The organism is Pantoea sp. S62, from assembly GCF_016658625.1.
GTDB classification, from domain to species: Bacteria; Pseudomonadota; Gammaproteobacteria; order Enterobacterales; family Enterobacteriaceae; genus Pantoea; species Pantoea vagans.
The window spans coordinates 370,167-388,839 of sequence record NZ_JACVVI010000001.1 but is presented as its reverse complement, the minus strand read 5'-3'; the positions used below and the strand labels follow the sequence as shown (position 1 = coordinate 388,839).

Genomic DNA, 18,673 nt, shown 5'->3' with positions numbered 1-18,673 from the left:
CAAAGCGTGGACTTACCGTCTCAGCGCCATATCGGTCACGGTACTGCAGCTGATCGGCCGGTTACGCCCGTGTGCATACCTGAACGATGTTTCAGGCGGTTCCGTTTCAGCGATAATCATGACTTTCATTCCCCTGCGCCAGTCACTGAGCTCGCGGCTGAAGCTCTGCTCCAGGCGGTGACGAACGTCTTCAGGCAGAACCAGGTCAGGAAAACCAGAAAACAGTCCCAGCGGCAGTATAGTCTTCCGTCGTGCTTCACCGGCTTCACTCCAGCCTGCACAGAAACGATGATACGTCGCCATTTGTTCTTTCCGGCCGCTCTCAGGTGTTCCCGGTTAGCGATAACCTGCGGCGTATCTTTCATGACCATGAGCAGCAGAGATTCTTCCAGCTGAACGCGACCAATGCGAATCCGGGCAGCCGTCTGCTGCAGGCGCCTGCTCACCCAGCCAGTGCCGCCGCAGTCGGCTCATTGGTGAAACTGTATGCTGTCATAATGAGACTGCTTTCAGCACCATCAATAGGTTCTGACACTATTTTTAATGCATCTCTTTCAGCCGTAAACGGTAAACCCACGCTGATTTCAGGTGCTGAGGAATAAGGCAAGACGGGCGCAGCAATAATGATGACCAGCGCGAAATTATTCGAATAATAAGATAAACACGCTCACCAGAAATTAGCGTTTCAGCAATTGCTGGCAGGCATGGTCATCCTGCGCGGCACGCTGTTGCTCATCGGCTTTCAGTTGCTCCCAGCGGCCAATCACGCTACGTCCAAGCCGCGGTTTATAGGCTATTTTCTGCAGCGCATAGTCAGAATTGCCGCCTTCAATAACATTTCGCATCTGCTGGTCGAACGGCTGCTGACCGTGGTGATCAATCGCGCAGAACACCGCGACGTAATACGCTTTGTCTTCCTCACTGTCGTGCGGGATAAACCACCAGGCCGCGAGGGCCAGGATCAGCAGCAGGGGAAGGATGAATTTTACTTTGGCCATTATGGTCACCGGGTGTGGTCAGTTAAGTCAGCCGGGTATGGCCAGACGCAGGGCGCGTATCCTGCCACAGATTCCGCTCAGCGTTAACCCCGTCCCTGTTTAGCCTGCGGGCGCTTCGATCAGCGTCTTGCCAATCTGTGCACCTGGCATCATCTGCTGCAATCCCGAGACCAGCTCGTCGCTGGCCTGTTGCAGTGCGGAGATCGGCATAGCGGGCAGGCTTTCCAGTATAAACCACATCTGATGCGCACTGGCATCCAGTCGGGTACGCACGCCCTGACGCCAGTTCCAGCGGCGGCAGGTTACACCCTGATCGTCGCGCCAGATCACTTCGCCCGGTTCCGGCGATTCATAAACGACTTCGCCCTCTTTGACGGTATCGAAACGTTCACTGCCGTCAGCAATCACCAGACGTGGCGCGCCTCTGTAAGCCGCAATATTCTCACCACCGACCTGCAGGGCGTAACGGAGGCTGATGGCATTGTAGAGATCGACAACCGGATCAATAGCAGGCAGTGTGCCATCTCGCAGCACGCGTTTACGCAATGCTTCAGCAGAACAGGGCGTGCGCTTCGCTTTGGCACCAAATGCCCGGAACACCTCGGCCCATGCCGCAAGGTGCGCATCTGCCCAGACAACATCATCCTGTATGACCTGCTGGCATGCGCTTTTCAGTGCGTCGCTGGCGACTTCTGGTCGGGTAATGGATGTGGCTTCCACCGCAATGCTCATGGCACGAAAGCCGGGAGCGAGTGTGAAAATGGCCGGATCGATTGACGGATGAACGGATAACATCGGATACTCTCTCAGTGACTAATTTATTTCATAGTAATGACCGATGACCATTAAAGTCAATATAACGACCGATGCAGGTGCTGATGTTGCCACTGTCAGTCAGGCAGTTTCAGACCGCATAAAAAGCTGGCGCAAAAGCCAGAAACTCTCGCTGGATGAGTTATCCCGCCGGGCAGGCGTCAGTAAAGGGATGCTGGTTGAAATCGAAAAGGGCGCTGCCAATCCCAGCATCGCCATTCTCTGCAAGATAGCTGCCGCACTGGGCGTTTCGGTAGCGGATATCGTTAGCATCTCACATGCACCTGACGCCTGGCTGATTGAAAACAGTGAAATGCCCATGCTGTGGGAGGGTGAGCAGGGCGGGAGTGCGCAGCTGCTGGCCGGTACCCGTGGGCCAGATATGATCGAGCTATGGCGCTGGCAGATGTTTGCAGGCGAGGTGTTCAGTTCTTCCGGCCACTCGTCGGGCACGCTGGAACTGCTGCACGTCGAGCAGGGCACGCTGGCTCTGACCTTGGGTGAGCGGACTCTGGTGATTCAGCAGGGCTGTGCAGCGGTGGCCCGTACCGATATGCCCCATGCCTATGCCAGTGCCGATGACCAGCCCGTTATCTTCACCATGACGGTGGCGGAACTGCAGCGCTGACGGCGTTTTTATTCGGCTGTTGCCTCGCCGGGAAAGGCCAGCAGCAGCGTTTTCAGTAACCCCTCCAGTTCGGTGCGCTCTGATGCGGCCAGCGGTGCCAGCACCGCCTCCTGAATGGCAGTATGTGCACGAAGTGCCTGCTCAATCTGCTGTTGACCGTGCGGCGTCAGCCCCACCAGCATGCTGCGCTTATCATCCGGCGCAGCAACACGTTCAATCAGGTGCTGCTGCTCCAGCCGGCTCAGGCGATTTGTCATTGCGCCGGAGGTCACCAGCAGCGACTGGTAGAGCTGCGTGGGTGACAGCCGATAAGGGGATCCCGCCCGTCGCAGAGTCGCCAGCACATCAAATTCCCCCTCCTGAAAACCAAACGGCGCCAGTGCCTCACTGCGTGCTTTTGCAAGATGTTTCATCAGCCGCAGCATCCTGCCGAAGATACGCATGGAAGCGGTGTCCAGGTCGGGCATCGCGTTGTCCCACTGGCTGACAACGAAATCAATATGGTCATGCATAAATCACCTGCAAATGTCGGGGTTATGTTGTCGGGTTGTGCTCAGCCTCTTAACAGTGGACGAAATTTATCTTAACGTTAAGATAAATAGTGACAGCACGGTGCTGTCATCGTCAATTTCTGGCTGAGCCTGCATGATGAAAATTTTCCCCACTCTGTTTGCCGCGATCGTTTTTCTGGTCGGACTCAATCTGCGGCCAATGCTGGCTATTATCGGCCCGCTGTTTCCGGTGTTGCAACAGCAAACCGGGTTGTCGGCGACGGCGTTCAGTCTGCTGACCGCACTGCCGGTGGCGATGATGGGGCTGGCGGCACTCTTCGGGCCGTGGCTGATCGCCCGCTTCGGGCCGGTAACCGGCATTGCCATCGGGTTGCTCTGCCTGACCGTGGCCTGCCTGTGGCGCGGCCTTAACCTGACCTCCGCTCAGCTGATGCTTACCGCGCTGGCCGGTGGCGCAGGCATTGGCGTAATCCAGGCAATGATGCCCGCGCTGATCCGGCAACGTTTTGCTGACGCAGCGGCGACGCTGATGGCGCTGTTCAGCACCGGGATTATGGCGGGCGCAGCGCTGACGGCAGCCAGTGCCGAACTGCTGTTTTCACTGCTGGGTCTGCAACCCGCGCTGGCGCTCTCCGGCGGGTTAACGCTGATAGCGCTGTTAATCTGGCTGAGTGCAGTCAGGCGATCGCCGCAGGTGAGCCTGGCGTCTGAGGCAATGACGCTGCCAGCGCCGCGAACATTGCTGCTGACGCTCTTTTTCGGCATTGGCACCGGGGCTTACACGCTGGTTCTGGCGTGGCTGCCGCCATTTTATATTCAGCTGGGCTGGAGTGCGCGCCACAGTGGCTATCTTCTCGCCGCGTTGACGTTAACCGAAGTGGTGGCAGGCTTCATCGTCACAGCAACCTTACATCGCTTTCCCGATCGCCGTCCGCTGCTGCTCGGTGTCCTGGCCCTGCTGCTGGCGGGGCTGGTAAGCCTTGTGTTTTACCCGAATACAATGCCGCTGCTCTCTGCATTGTTGCTGGGTACGGGCATCGGCGCACTGTTTCCGCTGTCGTTGATTGTCACGCTGGATCATGCGCGCAGCGCCCGGGAAGCGTCGGTTCTGCTGTCCAGGGTGCAGGGTGGCGGATACCTGATTGCGGCGCTGATGCCGCTGGTCGCGGCCTGGGTGCGTGACAGCGGTGCGACTCTTAATCAGGCCTGGCTGATCATGAGCGCTGGCGTCGTGTTGCTGATGGCGATGGCCTGCCGCTTCAGAGCGCAAAACAGGGCAGCCTGAACAAAGCCGTTGCCGTTCAATGGCGATCTGGCATGCTGGAATAAACCCCCTCGAACCGGAGTGCAGTGTGAAAGTTATTGGTCTGTTAGGCGGCATGTCTTGGGAATCTACCGCGCTCTATTACCGCATTCTCAATCAGCAGGTTAAACAGCAGCTGGGTGGCCTGCACTCGGCGGAGCTGGTGCTCTGGAGCGTCGACTTCCAGCGCATCGAGCAGCTTCAGGCTGCGGGCGAATGGCAGCAGGCGGGCGAGATCCTGGCTGAAGCAGCACGCAATCTGGAACGGGCTGGCGCGCAGTTCATCGTGCTCTGTACCAACACCATGCATAAAGTTGCGGCGCAAATCAGCGCCGCAACAGGCATACCGCTGCTGCATATTGCCGATGCCACCGGACGTCGCATTCAGCAGGCCGGGATACGTAAGGTCGGATTACTGGCAACGCGCTTCACTATGGAGCAGGATTTTTATCACGGGCGTCTTCAGCAGCAGTTCGGTCTTGAAGTGATGACGCCCGATGAAGCGGATCGTCTGTTTGTACATGAGGTGATCTACCACGAGCTTTGTCTGGGCGAAATCAATCCCGCGTCGCGTCGTCGCTACAGAGAGATTATGCAGTCTCTGGTGGCGCAGGGGGCTGAGGCCATTATTCTGGGCTGCACTGAAATCACTCTGCTGGTTGATGCTACCGATGCCAGCGTGCCGCTGTTTGATACTACGCTGATCCACGCGCAAGAGGCCGTTATCCAGGCGCTGACTTAACATTCATCCTCAACAGGGGAATCGTATGAAAATAGACAATCTGCCGTTTGGCCTGACGCAGTGGGATCAGGTTGCAGAGACGATTCATCCCGGCGAACAAGGGCAGGCGACCTGGCGAACCATGAAATTTAACGACATCCGGGTTCGCATGGTCGACTACTCGCCAGGCTATGTCGCCGACCACTGGTGCACCAAGGGTCATATTCTGCTCTGCATGGCGGGCGAGTTGCACACTGAACTGGCAGATGGCCGCCGTTTCGTGCTGACTCCGGGCGTGAGCTATCAGGTTGCGGATGAGGCTGAACCGCATCGTTCTTTTACAACGACAGGTGCGCAACTCTTTATCGTCGACTGAATTTGTTATCTGCTTTAGCAGGGCTCGCCCGGTGGTGGATCATCGCGTCGTTGACACTTTTAAAAGTAAACTGAATCTGCTTTATAAAAATCAGCAAAATTAATGGCTTATTTCCTCAGAGTTATCTGGTTCTGACAGGAATAATTCCCATCAGGTTGTATGCTTGAAGCCTTATAAGAACGTTTTGCATTCACCTGATGTGGGGAAGCCTGTGCTGATAAAAAAGAAGAAAGTTCGTTCACATACCGAAGACCGACTGCTGGCGCTGGTGCTGGCGACCACCGCTGGCATCCTTAATGCCATGGCGCTGGGCGCGTTCGGATTTTTCCCGTCGCATATGACCGGTAACACCTCGCAGATATCTCAGGAAGTCACCACCAGCGATCTTCACACTATGCTGTTTTTGATGGCGCTGATTGTTGCCTTTGTACTGGGCTGTACCGTAGCCCGGCTGGCGGTAGTGGTGGGGATCAGGCATAAGTTACGCACCATTTTCTGTCTGATTATTCTGGCAGAAGGCGCGGCGCTGACGGCAGCATCGATCTTTGAGATCGTGTTCTACCGGCCAAGCTTTAACGGGGAAGTTCTGATAATGCTGGGCTTTTTGATGGGTATTCACAATGCGACCTCGACGCAGCTCTCCAATGGCCGCGTCAGATCGACCCATATTACCGGCACGCTGACCGATGCGGGCATAGCGCTGGGGTCGTGGATTTTTGCGCATACGTCTCATGCTGTGCATCTGGAAACCGACGATCGTCGCTTCTTCCAGAAGGTTCTTCACACCCATCTGACCACGGTATTCTCCTTCCTGAGCGGTTGTATCGCCGGGCTGCTGCTGTTTAAAACCTATGGGTTTAACGCGATGGTTGGCCTGGGCGTGTTTCTGATGCTGGTAGCTCTGACGGCCATTGCCGTTACCGTACAGCGAACCCGCAGAAGTCTTTACTGATATTCCGGCCCGCTGCACATCGCACAGCGGGCCGGTCGCTTACTGCTGTGTGCGGGTTGGCCGCACGACAATCTCGTTTACATCCACCTCTTCAGGCTGCTCAATCGCATAGCGCACGGCGCGGCCAATGGCATCCGGTTGCAGCGCGATAGCGCGATAATGTTGCATCGCCTCGGCAGCTGTCGGGTCGGTAATCGTTGAGGCCAGCTCGCTCTCGACCACACCGGGATGGACACAGGTCACCCGCAGCTGACTGTTCTCCTGCCGTAAACCGTCAGAAATCGCCCGCACCGCAAACTTGGTGGCACAGTAAACTGCCGCCGTGGGCGACACGGCCAGCGCACCGATTGATGCGATATTGATGATGTGTCCGCGCTGGTGGGCCAGCATGGTCGGCAGCACCGCCGCAATGCCATAGAGCACGCCTTTGATGTTTACATCGATCATCTGATCCCACTCTTCGACCCTGAGTGAGGCCATGGGTGACAGGGGCATAATCCCGGCATTGTTGATCATCACATCAACCCGTCCCCACTTCTCCAGCGCAAACGCCACAAACTGCGCCACATTTTCGCGGTGCGTAACGTCCAGCGCTTTGATCGCCACCTCAGCGCCATTAAACCGCAGCTCCTCAGCCAGCGCGGCCAGACGGCTTTCGCGCCGTGCGCCCAGTAATAGAATGGCATCGGTTTTTGCCAGTTCACGTGCGATGCCTGCACCGATACCGCTTGAGGCACCGGTAATTAAAATCACTTTCTGCGTCATTTTGTCTCTCCAGTCAGGTTGTCACTGGCGATCATACGGCGGCTGGATTATAAAGATAATCCACCTGATACTTTACGGACTGGTAACCAAATCTGACCAATGAATGCGGACAAGAATGCTCTTGAAGTTTTTGTGATTGTGGCGCAGACCCGAAATTTCCGTCTGGCAGCGGAACAGCTTGGCGTGACCCGACCGGCGATCAGCCAGAGCCTGCGGCGTCTGGAAGACCGGCTTAACATCTCACTGATGCAGCGCACCACGCGCTCGGTTCAGCTGACAGAAGCCGGACAGCGGCTCTATGCGGAAGTGGCTCCGGCCATCAACCAGCTTAACCGCGCCGTCACCGATATTGCCGAGCTGGCGGCCGAGCCGCGTGGTCAGTTGCGGCTGGCGATCTCCTCGATTGCTGAGCGGATGCTGGGAGGCGAACTGCTGGCGAGCTTTATTACCGCCTACCCGCAGGTAGAGCTGGATATCACCGTGACCGATGACGAGTTTGATATTGTCGGGCAGGGCTATGACGCAGGCGTGCGGCTGGGCGAGGTGATCGCGCAGGATATGATTGCGGTGCCGGTCTCCACTGCGCAGCGTCAGGTGGCGGTAGCCTCACCCTCTTATCTGGCGCGTGCAGGCACGCCACAGCATCCTGAAGAGTTGGTCACTCATCGCTGCATCGGCTGGCGGAAAGGGCCAGGCCTGGCGCCTTATCGCTGGGAGTTTGCTGAGCAGGGACGGGAGTTTGATGTTGCCGTCAATCCGCAGCTGACAACCAACGACATGGGGGTGATGATCCGCACCGCATGCGCCGGGGGCGGCATCAGCTTTGGCATGCAAGAGACTTTTCAGCCCTACATTGATCGCGGCGAACTGGTGACGGTGCTGGATGAGTGGTTACCCAGCTTTGCCGGGTTTTATCTCTATTTTCCCAGCCGTAAAAATCTGGCCCCTAAACTCAGGGCGTTGATCGATCACGTCAGGCTGTGAGAAAGGCCTCCGGTTAGTCAGCGCGGATAGTGGTGATCGCTGACCAACCTGAGCCGGTCAACCGGAGAGCCATTCAGAGACTCCGCAATCGCAATCTACGTCATAGTGTCATGCGGGGTCAGGACGTGTCCATGCTTCAGGCTGTCATGTTGTATCGGGTGATAATATTGATTTTAGAGTAGGGCGCAGGCGGTTCGGAGGCGGGCAGAAAGCCATGAAACTCCAGCAGTGTTCTGAAAGCGTGTAATGCGTCGAGTTGTAAATTGTGCTCGATCAGCGCATCAATCTTACCCGCCTGCAGCAGGGAACAATTCTCCTGATCGAGATCGTGACCAATACAGGCGTTCACATGCCGCTTTTGTTCGGCAAACGCGCGCAGGATGCCGGGATTACCGCCGCCGACCGTATAGACCGCGTCCGTGTCCGGATGGCTCTGCAGAAACTGCGTCACCGACTGATGCATCCGCGCGTCAATGCCATAACCACCCGCCACCACGCTCACCTGATGCTGAGGTGCAAACTGCTGCATCGCACGCTGAAAACCCTGGATTCTCTCCTGTTCACCGATGAAATCGCGACTGCCGGTCACCGCCACAATATGCGAACGGCTGACCCGCAGCCATTTTGACATCAGAAAAGCCGCCACCTTACCGGCATCAAAGTTATCCATGCCGATATAGCGCAGGCGCGCACTGCCGGGTAAATCGCTCATCATGGTGACCACCGGAACGCGTTGTTTCAGGAGCGATTCAATAGTGGGATTCAGCTCATCGGAACAGGCCGCTTTCAGAATGACACCGTGACTGTGAAGCGCTTTTTTGTTCAGCAGCGCATTAATGGCCTCCGCTGTGAGATTCGCGCCAAAGTGGAAACGCAACTGAAGTCTGAAAGCAGCAAAGCTGGCGATCTGACTGCTGAGCGCTTCACGTATCAGAGGCTGAAAGCGGTCAGGGGTATGCATGATGACGTCGAAGTAAATCGTTCTGCCTTTGGCGAGCCCGGCTTTTTGCATCAGTTCCAGGTCCGCTATCGCCTGCTGAATCCGATGCTGAGTGCGCGCGTGAACGTTGCCGCGCTGATGCAGGGCACGATCGATAGTGGCAAGGCTAAGCCCCGATTGGGCAGCGATCTGTTTGAGGGTGAATTTAGCCATGCAGGACTCGCGACAGCAGAGGATAACCAGAGTTTTATCATAATACTGGCTAACAGCTTAGCTTCAACTGAAACACGTTGTTCAAAGCATCGCTGGCTGTCAGCGTGAAAATGCGGCACCGGGGACAGGAATAACGGATTTTATAAACCCCAAACTCAGGACTCCGTTAAACGATATAAATGATCGGCTCACTTCGGGTATTAGCAAGGTCAGATTCTGGCAGTGATAACACTCTTTTGACTATTTACTGGCAAGCACAGGGTGCTGACTTAAATAACGTCAGTTCAAATCCTGGGCTGGATAATTTATAGTCAGGTTGCCGCTTCGCTTATATTTCCGTTAAGACGGCTTTTTTGTTTTTTGACACCCGATAATGTTAGACTGTATATGCATACACCATCGGGAGGTCGTGTGAAGTACGACAACGATAACGAGATCCGTGCACTGGTTGGCGCGGTCGTCAGTGATTTGATCAAGGCGGGAGAGCCGGTTCATTTTCACGACATTACGGACGCTCTGTTTCGCCTGAGCGAAGAGACGCGTGACAGCAAACTGAAAGCATTGTGTCAGGAAGCAATTGGCTTTTTTACCCGCAAAATGCATTAAGGTTGATGGCGCCAATGGCGGGCGCCATCCAGAACCTTCCTCTCCAGCCATCATTCCGCAGTGCCGCCTTAACTGAGAATAAGACGCAGTAAGCAGAGCTTAAAAATATTCCAGCTGAAGAGTTCTAATTTCAGATCGGTTATATTTCTGTTTTTTAAATTTAGTCAGAATTAGCTTTTTTTAGCCTGAAATGACAACGCAGTAATTAACTGCATCGGCCTGAATCTTTATTCAGAATAAATGCTTCCTGAGATTTTAATCTAAGATATTAATGGGAACGCCTGCAATATCAGCGTGCTGAGGCAGCGTTTTCTTCTGCTTCAGTTGTTACTTGTACTGTTCTGAGTATGTTTGATTTGAAAAATGATTATGACCGGGAGAATATCCTGCGTTGCCGGGCAGACGACGTTCCAGTGCCAGCACGGAATTTACCATCGCTTCTGCCAGCTTCATCACCCCATCTCACACGGGTAACACAACGAGATCAGCTGGCTGCGACATTCCAGGGGATGTCGCAGCCAGCTGAGAATCCGTTAATGTACGCTCAGGCGGCGCACAGACTCTGCACCTGAATCGGTTACCTTATCCAGTGCGGAACGCCAGAAATGATGGCCGTTAGTGTCACCGGCCATCATCGTTCAGGGCATTACGCTCTGTTTCAGCAACGGCTCAGTCATCGGTTGAAAGCGTGAGATTCTCCCACCGATCGATTTCCTGACGCATTGCCGCAAGCTTTTGACGTACCAGACTCAGGGCATCACTGCCTAACAACAGATGCGCGGGTGGGTTCGGGCTTTCCAGCAATGCCAGTATAGCCTGAGCAGCCTTTACGGGATTGCCGGGTTGTTTGCCGCTTTTTTCCTCCCGGGCCTGACGAATGGGCCCGAACAGGGTGTCATAGTCCGGAATAGTGCGGGCGCTGCGTACCATTGAACGTCCCGCCCAGTCGGTGCGGAATGAGCCGGGTGCCACGGCGGTGACGTGTATGCCGAACGAAGCCAGTTCTTTGCCCAGCGTTTCTGAAATTCCCTCTAGCGCAAACTTGCTGCCGCAGTAGTAGCTGATGCCGGGCAGAGTAATAAAACCACCCATCGAGGTAATATTGATGATGTGCCCGCGACGGCGCTCACGCATACCCGGCAGGACCGCTTTGGTCATTGCCACTGCGCCAAAAACATTCACGTCAAACTGGTGACGCATTTCTGCCAGGGAGGATTCTTCCATAATGCCTTCATGGCCGTAACCAGCATTATTCACCAGTACATCTATCTGACCGACTGTGGACTCAACCTCCCTGACAACTTCATCAATACGCGCGAAGTCCGTGACATCCAGCAGGCGGCCCGCGGCACGCTGTGCATCAAGCGCCTCAAAAGTTTGCAGTGCTTCGCGGTTACGCACGGTACCAATGACCCGATACCCTGCATGGAGGGCTTCGCGCGCCAGTGCCAGACCAAAGCCACTGCTGACGCCAGTAATTAAGATTGTTTTTAAAGATGACATACAAGAACTCCCATGAACCGTTGAGATTGCATGGTATTCTCACTGCTGATGCATTTTCAGGCCGTATCTTCTCGTTTTCTTGCCTGATCTTATGAGGTGCCGTGATGTCTGGAATGATTGCCCTGATTAAAACCCTTGCACGGCATGAAGGGTATAACCTGACGGCCTTGCCTGGTGTGCGAATTCTGCGCGCCGACCGTCCTCTTGCCAGAACACCCGTACTATATGATCCGGGCATTGTGATTGTCTGCCAGGGCAGCAAGCGGGGTTACTTTGGCCAGCAGACCTATTTATATGATGAGCAGCACTACCTGGCGGTCTCGGTTCCTGTGCCGTTTACCATGGAAACCGACGCGTCAGCAGAGCATCCTCTGCTGGCTATTTACCTGCATCTGGATTTTCAGCTCGCGGCTGAACTTATCCTGCAGATCGACCAGCATGATGCTTCACATCCTCCCGCCGCGCCGCAAAGTATGATGTCGAGTCAGATGGACGACACGGTTAAGGGCGCCGTATTGGGTCTGCTTGAAGCCCTGAACAGTCCGCTAGAAACCGCGATACTCGGACATGCACGACTGCGTGAACTCTACTTCCGAGTACTCACGGGCGAACAGGGCAACGCCATGCGTGCCGCGCTGGCTATGCAGGGGCAGTTCAGCAAAATAGGGAAAGTGGTAAAGCATATCCACGCCACGTATGCAGAGCCGTTAACCCTGACGCAACTGGCAGGGGAAGCGGGCATGAGCATCCCGACCTTTCATCTTCACTTTAAAGCTATTATCAGGATGCCGCCGATGCAGTATGTGAAATCGGTACGCCTGCACCAGGCGCGCATGCTGATGGTACGCCAGCAAATGACCGCTGCCGCGGCAGGCTACGCTGTGGGTTATGAAAGCGCGTCGCAGTTTAATCGTGAATTTAAACGTCTGTTTGGTCTGCCCCCGGCAGAGGAGATAAAACGCATGCAGCGTCACTTCTCTGTTCCGCCCGTGCAGCAAATGCCGGTATTTGTATCATCGCATTAGTAAGGAGAGAGTGTGATCTGTTACCAGCAAATAAATAACATTCGCGCGGATTATTGCCCAGCAGGGTGATACGAGCGTCCTGGGGAGGCTGAGAGGGGGATTTTGCTCGGGAAAGAATGGCTGCGCCAGGGCTGTTTATGGCCGTTGCGGCCAGCTATATACCTTGCAACTACGGTTGGGCGTTTAGTACTCACCAGATGGGGTATAGCTCTTCGTCAAAAATTACCTGAAAGCAGAGCACTCATCTCACTGAGCCTGCGTTATCACCGATAACGCAGGAGAGGTAATCAGATATCACTATCGTCAGGTGTGCGGCCAACGACAATTTCCAGCGTTCTGCGCAACACATCCAGTCTTATCACGTCGGAAGTGCATTCCAGTTCGGCGATCAGATAAAGAATTATCGCTTTGTTGGTCACACGTCCCTGATCAGCCACGATGTCACGAATTACTGCGCCCAGCAGTTCGGTTTCCGGTGCCAGCAAATCGCCTTCACTACGAAAATAATCAATAATGGATAAATCTGATGAAGAGTGTTGCATGATTTTTCTTTCTCTGAGGAAAATTCGTTATACGCAATGGGTGAAGTCAAAAACGAGTGTAGACGCTGTTTTCGTTTTGCCCAGCCAGCCAATAAAATTTCGCGTAAAGGCTGCCGCTTCGCTTATTGCCAGCCATGTCTGACAGACACGCAATACCCTCTATCAGTGCTTTTTAGACCCATCAGGTGGGCCATCGCTGTTCATACGGTGCGTCGTCTTATCACGTTCAGCACCGTCGCCGTGCACACGTTTACGCGCAGCGGCCATGCCGTTTCGAACTTCAGTGATGGCTTTGCGAATCACAGACACTTTTGTGTCTTCATCGGCATTAGCAGCCATGAGTTCAAGCTGTGCGATTAAGGCATTACTCGACACCGGTTTGTCTGACTTGAGTAATATCAAAACGGCTTCGCCGATCATGACATCTGTCAGTTTCTCATCTTCACTTCTGTACATACTGGCTTCTCTGATTACGAATCAATGGCCATGCTGCGGGTCCGTATATGTCAGCGGGTGCAACTTAGTGCACCAGATACGGCAAAGCAGTACTGGGCTTCGTTCCTGTGAGTAAATCTTCCTGAGTGGTGGTTAAGAGCAGGTATCGTGAATATTAGCTGACGCCGTTAGCGGGCATTAATCTTCGCGACGAAAAAGCATCGCAATCAATTCATGCAGATGGCTCTCTTCTTCTGGCGTTGCAGCCAGTTCAAGGCGGCGCAACAGTTTACTGCAAATTGCTTTACGGCTAAGGCTATGACCTGCGCGCAGAATTTCGACCACTACCGAGCCCAGTGTTTCCTGCTGGGAAGGTGAGCTGGCCTGATTGAAGTAACGGGCAATATCGCTGATCGTTTCCGGGGCTTGTCCGTTCTGACGCATGGTGTTTTCCTCAGATGGTGAAAATGTATAGCATTCCTGATGCGCAAGTTATACATCTTTTCAAAACTTGTACAGAATTTTGGATTTTTGGAGTAATTTTTTTTGTGCAAAAAGTGCTATATCTTTTAAAACAGGGCGTTACGAGGAAGTAGTGACGAGGGGGAAATTGTACCATATTCCTGTACAACAACAAGCCCTCCGGTGTTCCGACCTGATTATTCAGGCCGGCAGGGGTTAAGCAGTTTTATTAATGCTTGAAGAAAATATCATCAGCAGAGGCGCTGATAGCCGGTTCGATGCCCGCATTTCTGGATAGCCAGTTTGCCGGACCAGTAGTGCGTGAACCAATTGTTTTGAATCCCGTCAGCCATTGACGTGCAGTTTGCATCTGCTCAAGGCGATACTCATTCACTTCAGAGGCAGCCATAACCTGTAGCTCTTTAATCAGCAGTTCAACGTTCACTTCCTGACCAGCATTAAACAGGTTCATTGCGGCTTCGCCAATGATGACATTCGCTTTTTCGTCGCTGGAAAAATACAAAATATCCTCCTGGGTGATTGCGGCAAGTAACATTAACTGTAGCAAAAAAATTCATCAGTCTTAATTAATTCGTCCTATCAATAAGATTGTTTTAATTGTGAAATTGCTGCATCTGTTGCGAGAGTGTCATCCGGTAATGCAACCTCCTTTTGTGGATGGCAAAGCGTAGTCGAACGCTATTTTTATGCCATTACCTCTTTTCTCATATTGTTTTACTGAATCAGGCACGAGAAAAACCTGCCTGTCGCGAAGCCATAAGCGTGTTGAACGCCACGCATCATCATAAATATTCCTATTAATATCAGGCGCTAACTGAGCATATTTACAAAAGCTGACGCCTGAACCTGAATGCTGAAGAAACTTCACATCTCCCTGCTGTTCGGAAGATATAGCCTGTGCTATAAAAAATAGCCTCTGCTAACTATGTTCTGTTTTTAATCACCTCTGGAGCCCGCCTAATGGTCCCGATAAAAAAGTTCACCACGCTGTTACTGAGCGCACTGCTCATAAACCTGATGGCGAGCAGCAGCTATGCAGCAGAAAAATTTAAGATAGTGACAACGTTTACGGTGATAGCTGACATGGCTGAGAACGTGGCTGGAGATGCCGCGGAGGTCACGTCTATTACTAAGCCCGGTGCTGAAATACACGAATATCAGCCCACGCCCGGTGACATCCGGCGGGCGCAGGGTGCGCAGTTAATTATGGCGAACGGGCTTAATCTGGAACGCTGGTTTCAGCGCTTTTATCAGCATCTGGACGGCGTCCCGGAAGTGGTGGTCTCCGCTGGTGTAACGCCGATGGGGATTGGCGAAGGGCCCTATAATGGTAAACCGAATCCGCACGCCTGGATGTCACCGGACAATGCGCTGATCTATGTCGATAACATCCGCGATGCGCTGGTGAAATATGACCCGGTCAACGCAGAGACTTATCGTCAGAACGCTGCCGCCTATAAGCAAAAAATTACCGCGGCACTGGATCCGCTGCGCCAGCAGATTGCCGCTATTCCTGAGCAGAAACGCTGGATGGTGACCAGTGAAGGCGCGTTCTCCTATCTGGCGCGTGACCTGGGCATGAAAGAGCTTTACCTGTGGCCGATCAATGCTGACCAGCAGGGTACGCCGCAGCAGGTGAGACGCGTGATTGACCAGGTGAAGAAAAATGCCATTCCGGCGGTGTTCAGTGAAAGCACCGTGTCAGATAAGCCCGCCCGCCAGGTCGCGCGGGAAACCGGTGCCCATTACGGTGGTGTGCTTTACGTCGACTCCTTAAGTAACGCGGAGGGACCGGTGCCAACCTATCTTGATCTGCTCAAAGTCACCACGGAGACACTGGTGCAGGGCATTAAAGCGGGAGAGAAAGCGCAATGACAGACACCATTGTGGTTTCAGGCGTTACGGTAACCTGGCGCAACGGACACACTGCGCTGCATGATGCCAGCTTCAGCGTGCCGGGCGGATCGATCGCCGCGCTGGTGGGCGTTAATGGCTCCGGCAAGTCAACCCTGTTCAAAGCGCTGATGGGATTTGTGCGGCTCGCCAGCGGCAGTATCTCGGTGCTGGGGATGCCGACCCACCAGGCGCTGCGCCAGAGTCTGGTCGCCTACGTGCCGCAGTCGGAAGAGGTGGACTGGTCGTTTCCGGTGCTGGTGGAAGATGTGGTGATGATGGGGCGCTACGGGCACATGGGGCTGCTGCGCCGGCCAAAGTCGCATGATCAGCAGATTGTCAGTGAGGCGCTGGCGCGGGTCGATATGCTGGATTATCGCCATCGTCAGATCGGCGAACTCTCTGGCGGGCAGAAGAAAAGGGTGTTTCTGGCGCGTGCGATTGCGCAGCAGGGCAGCGTGATCCTGCTGGACGAGCCGTTTACCGGCGTGGATGTTCAGACCGAGGCCAGAATCATCAGCCTGCTGGGGGAGTTGCGTGATGAAGGCAAGACCATGCTGGTTTCCACCCATAATCTGGGCTCGGTTACGGAGTTCTGTGATTACACCGTGATGGTAAAAGGCACCGTTCTGGCCAGCGGCCCGACCCGGACTACGTTTACCGCCGCTAATCTTGAGCGTGCGTTCAGCGGGGTATTGCGTCATGTGATGGTGAAGGGGCTGGACGATCAGATCATCACCGATGATGAACTTCCCTTTATTGCACCTCATGCCGCACGGGAAGAGGGGAGCTAAGCATGGCGCTTTTACTGGAACCTTTTGGTTATCACTACATGCTTAACGCGATGTGGGTCTCCGCGATGGTGGGTGGACTCTGCGCGTTTCTCTCCTGCTATCTGATGCTGAAGGGCTGGTCGCTGATAGGTGACGCGCTTTCACACTCTATTGTACCAGGCGTCGCGGGCGCTTATATGCTGGGACTGCCATTTGCACTGGGGGCGTTTCTTTCCGGTGGGCTGGCAGCGGGCAGCATGCTGTTACTCAATCAGCGCACCCGCTTAAAAGAAGATGCGATCATTGGCCTGATCTTTTCCTCTTTTTTTGGTCTGGGCCTGTTTATGGTGTCGCTTAATCCGACTGCCGTGAACATACAGACCATTGTGCTGGGCAACATACTGGCGATTGCGCCAGCCGATGTACTCCAGCTGGCGCTGATTGGCGGGCTGTCGATCATCATTCTGCTGTTTAAGTGGAAAGATCTGATGGTCACCTTCTTTGATGAGAATCACGCGCGCGCCATCGGACTCCGCCCTGAACGGCTGAAAGTTCTCTTCTTTACGCTGCTGGCGGTCTCTACCGTGGCGGCGCTGCAAACTGTCGGTGCCTTTCTGGTGATCTGTCTGGTGGTGACGCCCGGCGCAACCGCCTGGCTACTCACCGATCGCTTTCCGCGGCTGCTGATGATTGCTGTCGCGATCGGCAGCATCACCAGTTTTCTGGGTGCCTGGGCGAGTTACTACCTGGATGGCGCAACGGGCGGCATCATCGTGGTCGCGCAGACGCTGTTGTTCCTGCTGGCGTTTGTTTTTGCACCAAAACATGGCCTGCTGGCTAACCGGCGTCGTGGCCGCCATCACCCTGAAAAGGAGCCTGGCTGATGTGGATCCTTGACCCTTTCCGGTTTGCATTTATGAATAGCGCATTGCTTATCGCGCTGGTCGTGGCAATCCCTTGTGCGCTGCTGTCGGTGTTTCTGGTGCTAAAAGGCTGGGCGCTGATGGGCGATGCCATGAGCCATGCGGTATTCCCTGGCATCGTGCTCGCGTGGATGGCAGGACTGCCGCTGGCGGTGGGTGCGTTTGTTGCAGGACTGTTCTGTGCCGTCGCCAGTGGTTTCCTGCAGGACAACAGCCGCATTAAGCAGGACACCGTGCTGGGCATTGTCTTCTCCGGCATGTTCGCGGTGGGACTAATCCTCTATATCGCTGTGAAACCTGAAGTGCACCTGGATCATATCCTGTTTGGGGACATGCTTGGCATCACCGGCGCAGATATCGTTCAGACAGCGATTATCGCGTTGATCATCGTTATGGTGATTGTGGTGAAGTGGCGTGATTTTATGCTGTTCAGCTTCGACCCTCAGCAGGCACAGGTCTCTGGCTTACCCGCCCGTCTGCTGCATTATGGGCTGCTCTGCATGGTCTCGCTGACCATTGTAGCGACGCTGAAAGCGGTGGGGGTCATCCTGTCGATCTCCCTGCTGATCGCGCCCGGCGCTATTGCGGTGCTGCTCACCCGTCGTTTTTCACATGCGCTGCTGGTGGCGGTTATGGTGTCGGTGCTGGTATCGCTGAGCGGCGTTTATCTCTCGTTCTTTATCGACAGTGCGCCTGCGCCGACGATCGTAGTGTTGTTTGCTGTGGTGTTTGTCGTAGCGATGGTCATTGCGGGAGGGAAAACACGGCAGCGGGAACGGCTGAAACATCGGTCTGGCGAAAAGAGCGTCTGTGGTGATAAACCATCCCGAAGCAATTATAAGGCGCGGTAAAATTCGGATTTCAGAGCAGATAGCGTCTAAACAGACTTATTCTCAAGCCTGAAAGTTGAGGCTTTTAAACAGCGAATGACGCATCATGTCGGTTCTGGTAGTGATATCCGCTCCTGTGAACGGAGCGGATAATTTAATCTCTCAGTAATGATTGATGTGGGTATCAGCACAGCTTCAGGATTGTTATGTGAAACAAACAAAAATGGCGCACTCCCTTAGAAATTTATGATTCTGGCAATGCGTGCAGCCGGGTTGAAAAAAATACGCTTAGAAATGATTTGTAGCGTGAAATGTTTTTTAACACTAATTAATTTGCTGATTGCTATTATTTTAATTGATAACTATCAATGGGTTGTATTTTTTCAGGCGTTTTCCTCTCTTTCTGATTTCTTAGTTTCCTCTTCCATCGTCTATATATATTTTCTGTCGCGCCG

23 protein-coding genes are annotated in these 18,673 nt (G+C 54.1%); 12 read left to right on the top strand and 11 right to left on the bottom strand.

The window, feature by feature from the left end; translation table 11 throughout:
* Positions 1 to 12 precede the first annotated feature (12 nt).
* The 3 genes from IBT54_RS25070 to IBT54_RS01810 all read right to left on the bottom strand — a co-directional run bounded on the left by IBT54_RS25070 (position 13) and on the right by IBT54_RS01810 (position 1,793).
* On the bottom strand, positions 13 to 303 hold the full coding sequence (locus tag IBT54_RS25070; RefSeq protein WP_236262781.1) for a hypothetical protein: 291 nt from the start codon (positions 301 to 303) through the stop codon (positions 13 to 15).
* Between the two features lie 374 nt (positions 304 to 677).
* On the bottom strand, positions 678 to 998 hold the full coding sequence (locus IBT54_RS01815) for a hypothetical protein (RefSeq protein WP_107320240.1): 321 nt from the start codon (positions 996 to 998) through the stop codon (positions 678 to 680).
* A gap of 99 nt (positions 999 to 1,097) precedes the next feature.
* A complete protein-coding gene (locus IBT54_RS01810; protein WP_201251424.1) occupies positions 1,098 to 1,793 on the bottom strand; it encodes a B3/4 domain-containing protein in 696 nt (231 codons plus the stop codon).
* A 43-nt stretch (positions 1,794 to 1,836) separates the two neighbouring features.
* On the opposite strand from IBT54_RS01810, the gene IBT54_RS01805 reads away from it, so the two are divergent.
* Positions 1,837 to 2,439 carry a helix-turn-helix transcriptional regulator gene (locus IBT54_RS01805; RefSeq protein ID WP_201251423.1) on the top strand — a complete coding sequence of 201 codons (603 nt, stop codon included), beginning with the start codon at positions 1,837 to 1,839 and terminating at the stop codon, positions 2,437 to 2,439.
* 8 nt (positions 2,440 to 2,447) lie between these two features.
* Here IBT54_RS01805 and IBT54_RS01800 read toward each other — a convergent pair whose 3' ends face one another.
* On the bottom strand, positions 2,448 to 2,951 hold the full coding sequence (locus IBT54_RS01800) for a MarR family winged helix-turn-helix transcriptional regulator (RefSeq protein WP_201251422.1): 504 nt from the start codon (positions 2,949 to 2,951) through the stop codon (positions 2,448 to 2,450).
* 133 nt (positions 2,952 to 3,084) lie between these two features.
* On the opposite strand from IBT54_RS01800, the gene IBT54_RS01795 reads away from it, so the two are divergent.
* From IBT54_RS01795 to IBT54_RS01780, 4 genes are all read left to right on the top strand, one after another.
* Complete coding sequence (locus IBT54_RS01795) at positions 3,085 to 4,236, top strand: MFS transporter (RefSeq protein WP_370585053.1); 1,152 nt, start codon at positions 3,085 to 3,087, stop codon at positions 4,234 to 4,236.
* Positions 4,237 to 4,303: 67 nt separating this feature from the next.
* Positions 4,304 to 4,996 (top strand): aspartate/glutamate racemase family protein, encoded by a 693-nt coding sequence (locus IBT54_RS01790; protein WP_201251421.1) that lies wholly within the window; start codon positions 4,304 to 4,306, stop codon positions 4,994 to 4,996.
* Between the two features lie 25 nt (positions 4,997 to 5,021).
* A complete protein-coding gene (locus IBT54_RS01785) occupies positions 5,022 to 5,351 on the top strand; it encodes a DHCW motif cupin fold protein (protein WP_013196468.1) in 330 nt (109 codons plus the stop codon).
* Positions 5,352 to 5,562: 211 nt separating this feature from the next.
* Positions 5,563 to 6,303 carry a YoaK family protein gene (locus IBT54_RS01780; protein ID WP_013196467.1) on the top strand — a complete coding sequence of 247 codons (741 nt, stop codon included), beginning with the start codon at positions 5,563 to 5,565 and terminating at the stop codon, positions 6,301 to 6,303.
* Between the two features lie 39 nt (positions 6,304 to 6,342).
* On the opposite strand, the gene IBT54_RS01775 is transcribed toward IBT54_RS01780, so the two are convergent.
* Positions 6,343 to 7,068, bottom strand: a complete 726-nt coding sequence (locus IBT54_RS01775) for an SDR family oxidoreductase (RefSeq protein WP_201251420.1) — start codon at positions 7,066 to 7,068, stop codon at positions 6,343 to 6,345.
* A gap of 99 nt (positions 7,069 to 7,167) precedes the next feature.
* Here IBT54_RS01775 and IBT54_RS01770 point away from each other — a divergent pair, with 99 nt between their 5' ends.
* Positions 7,168 to 8,052, top strand: a complete 885-nt coding sequence (locus IBT54_RS01770; RefSeq protein WP_095707918.1) for a LysR family transcriptional regulator — start codon at positions 7,168 to 7,170, stop codon at positions 8,050 to 8,052.
* Positions 8,053 to 8,188: 136 nt separating this feature from the next.
* Here IBT54_RS01770 and IBT54_RS01765 read toward each other — a convergent pair whose 3' ends face one another.
* Entirely contained in the window at positions 8,189 to 9,205 is a 1,017-nt protein-coding gene (locus IBT54_RS01765) for a substrate-binding domain-containing protein (protein WP_095707917.1), read from the bottom strand.
* A gap of 411 nt (positions 9,206 to 9,616) precedes the next feature.
* On the opposite strand from IBT54_RS01765, the gene IBT54_RS01760 reads away from it, so the two are divergent.
* A complete protein-coding gene (locus tag IBT54_RS01760) occupies positions 9,617 to 9,811 on the top strand; it encodes a hypothetical protein (protein WP_033735335.1) in 195 nt (64 codons plus the stop codon).
* A gap of 669 nt (positions 9,812 to 10,480) precedes the next feature.
* On the opposite strand, the gene IBT54_RS01755 is transcribed toward IBT54_RS01760, so the two are convergent.
* Positions 10,481 to 11,314 carry an oxidoreductase gene (locus tag IBT54_RS01755; RefSeq protein ID WP_201251419.1) on the bottom strand — a complete coding sequence of 278 codons (834 nt, stop codon included), beginning with the start codon at positions 11,312 to 11,314 and terminating at the stop codon, positions 10,481 to 10,483.
* 104 nt (positions 11,315 to 11,418) lie between these two features.
* On the opposite strand from IBT54_RS01755, the gene IBT54_RS01750 reads away from it, so the two are divergent.
* On the top strand, positions 11,419 to 12,339 hold the full coding sequence (locus tag IBT54_RS01750) for an AraC family transcriptional regulator (protein WP_201251418.1): 921 nt from the start codon (positions 11,419 to 11,421) through the stop codon (positions 12,337 to 12,339).
* A gap of 287 nt (positions 12,340 to 12,626) precedes the next feature.
* Here IBT54_RS01750 and IBT54_RS01745 read toward each other — a convergent pair whose 3' ends face one another.
* The 4 genes from IBT54_RS01745 to IBT54_RS01730 all read right to left on the bottom strand — a co-directional run bounded on the left by IBT54_RS01745 (position 12,627) and on the right by IBT54_RS01730 (position 14,346).
* Positions 12,627 to 12,881 (bottom strand): biofilm/acid-resistance regulator YmgB/AriR, encoded by a 255-nt coding sequence (locus IBT54_RS01745; protein ID WP_013196459.1) that lies wholly within the window; start codon positions 12,879 to 12,881, stop codon positions 12,627 to 12,629.
* Between the two features lie 162 nt (positions 12,882 to 13,043).
* Positions 13,044 to 13,337, bottom strand: a complete 294-nt coding sequence (locus IBT54_RS01740) for a hypothetical protein (protein WP_095707913.1) — start codon at positions 13,335 to 13,337, stop codon at positions 13,044 to 13,046.
* A gap of 177 nt (positions 13,338 to 13,514) precedes the next feature.
* Complete coding sequence (gene ycgZ / locus IBT54_RS01735) at positions 13,515 to 13,760, bottom strand: regulatory protein YcgZ (protein WP_013196457.1); 246 nt, start codon at positions 13,758 to 13,760, stop codon at positions 13,515 to 13,517.
* 247 nt (positions 13,761 to 14,007) lie between these two features.
* Complete coding sequence (locus IBT54_RS01730; RefSeq protein WP_236262776.1) at positions 14,008 to 14,346, bottom strand: hypothetical protein; 339 nt, start codon at positions 14,344 to 14,346, stop codon at positions 14,008 to 14,010.
* A 413-nt stretch (positions 14,347 to 14,759) separates the two neighbouring features.
* Between IBT54_RS01730 and IBT54_RS01725 the strand changes: the two genes are divergently transcribed.
* Genes IBT54_RS01725 through IBT54_RS01710 form a run of 4 tightly spaced genes read left to right on the top strand, consistent with a single transcriptional unit; the run spans position 14,760 to position 18,239 of the window.
* Positions 14,760 to 15,674 (top strand): metal ABC transporter substrate-binding protein, encoded by a 915-nt coding sequence (locus tag IBT54_RS01725; protein WP_201251417.1) that lies wholly within the window; start codon positions 14,760 to 14,762, stop codon positions 15,672 to 15,674.
* Positions 15,671 to 16,486, top strand: coding sequence for a manganese/iron ABC transporter ATP-binding protein (locus IBT54_RS01720; RefSeq protein ID WP_201251416.1), 816 nt, complete (start codon positions 15,671 to 15,673; stop codon positions 16,484 to 16,486). The genes IBT54_RS01725 and IBT54_RS01720 overlap by 4 nt, the downstream gene beginning before the upstream one ends.
* Positions 16,487 to 16,488: 2 nt before the next feature.
* The gene (sitC, locus tag IBT54_RS01715; RefSeq protein WP_147788659.1) at positions 16,489 to 17,349 is read left to right on the top strand and encodes an iron/manganese ABC transporter permease subunit SitC; all 861 of its coding nucleotides are present in this window, start codon (positions 16,489 to 16,491) and stop codon (positions 17,347 to 17,349) included.
* A complete protein-coding gene (locus tag IBT54_RS01710; protein ID WP_201251415.1) occupies positions 17,349 to 18,239 on the top strand; it encodes a metal ABC transporter permease in 891 nt (296 codons plus the stop codon). Before sitC ends, IBT54_RS01710 begins: the two co-directional genes overlap by 1 nt.
* Positions 18,240 to 18,673 lie beyond the last annotated feature (434 nt).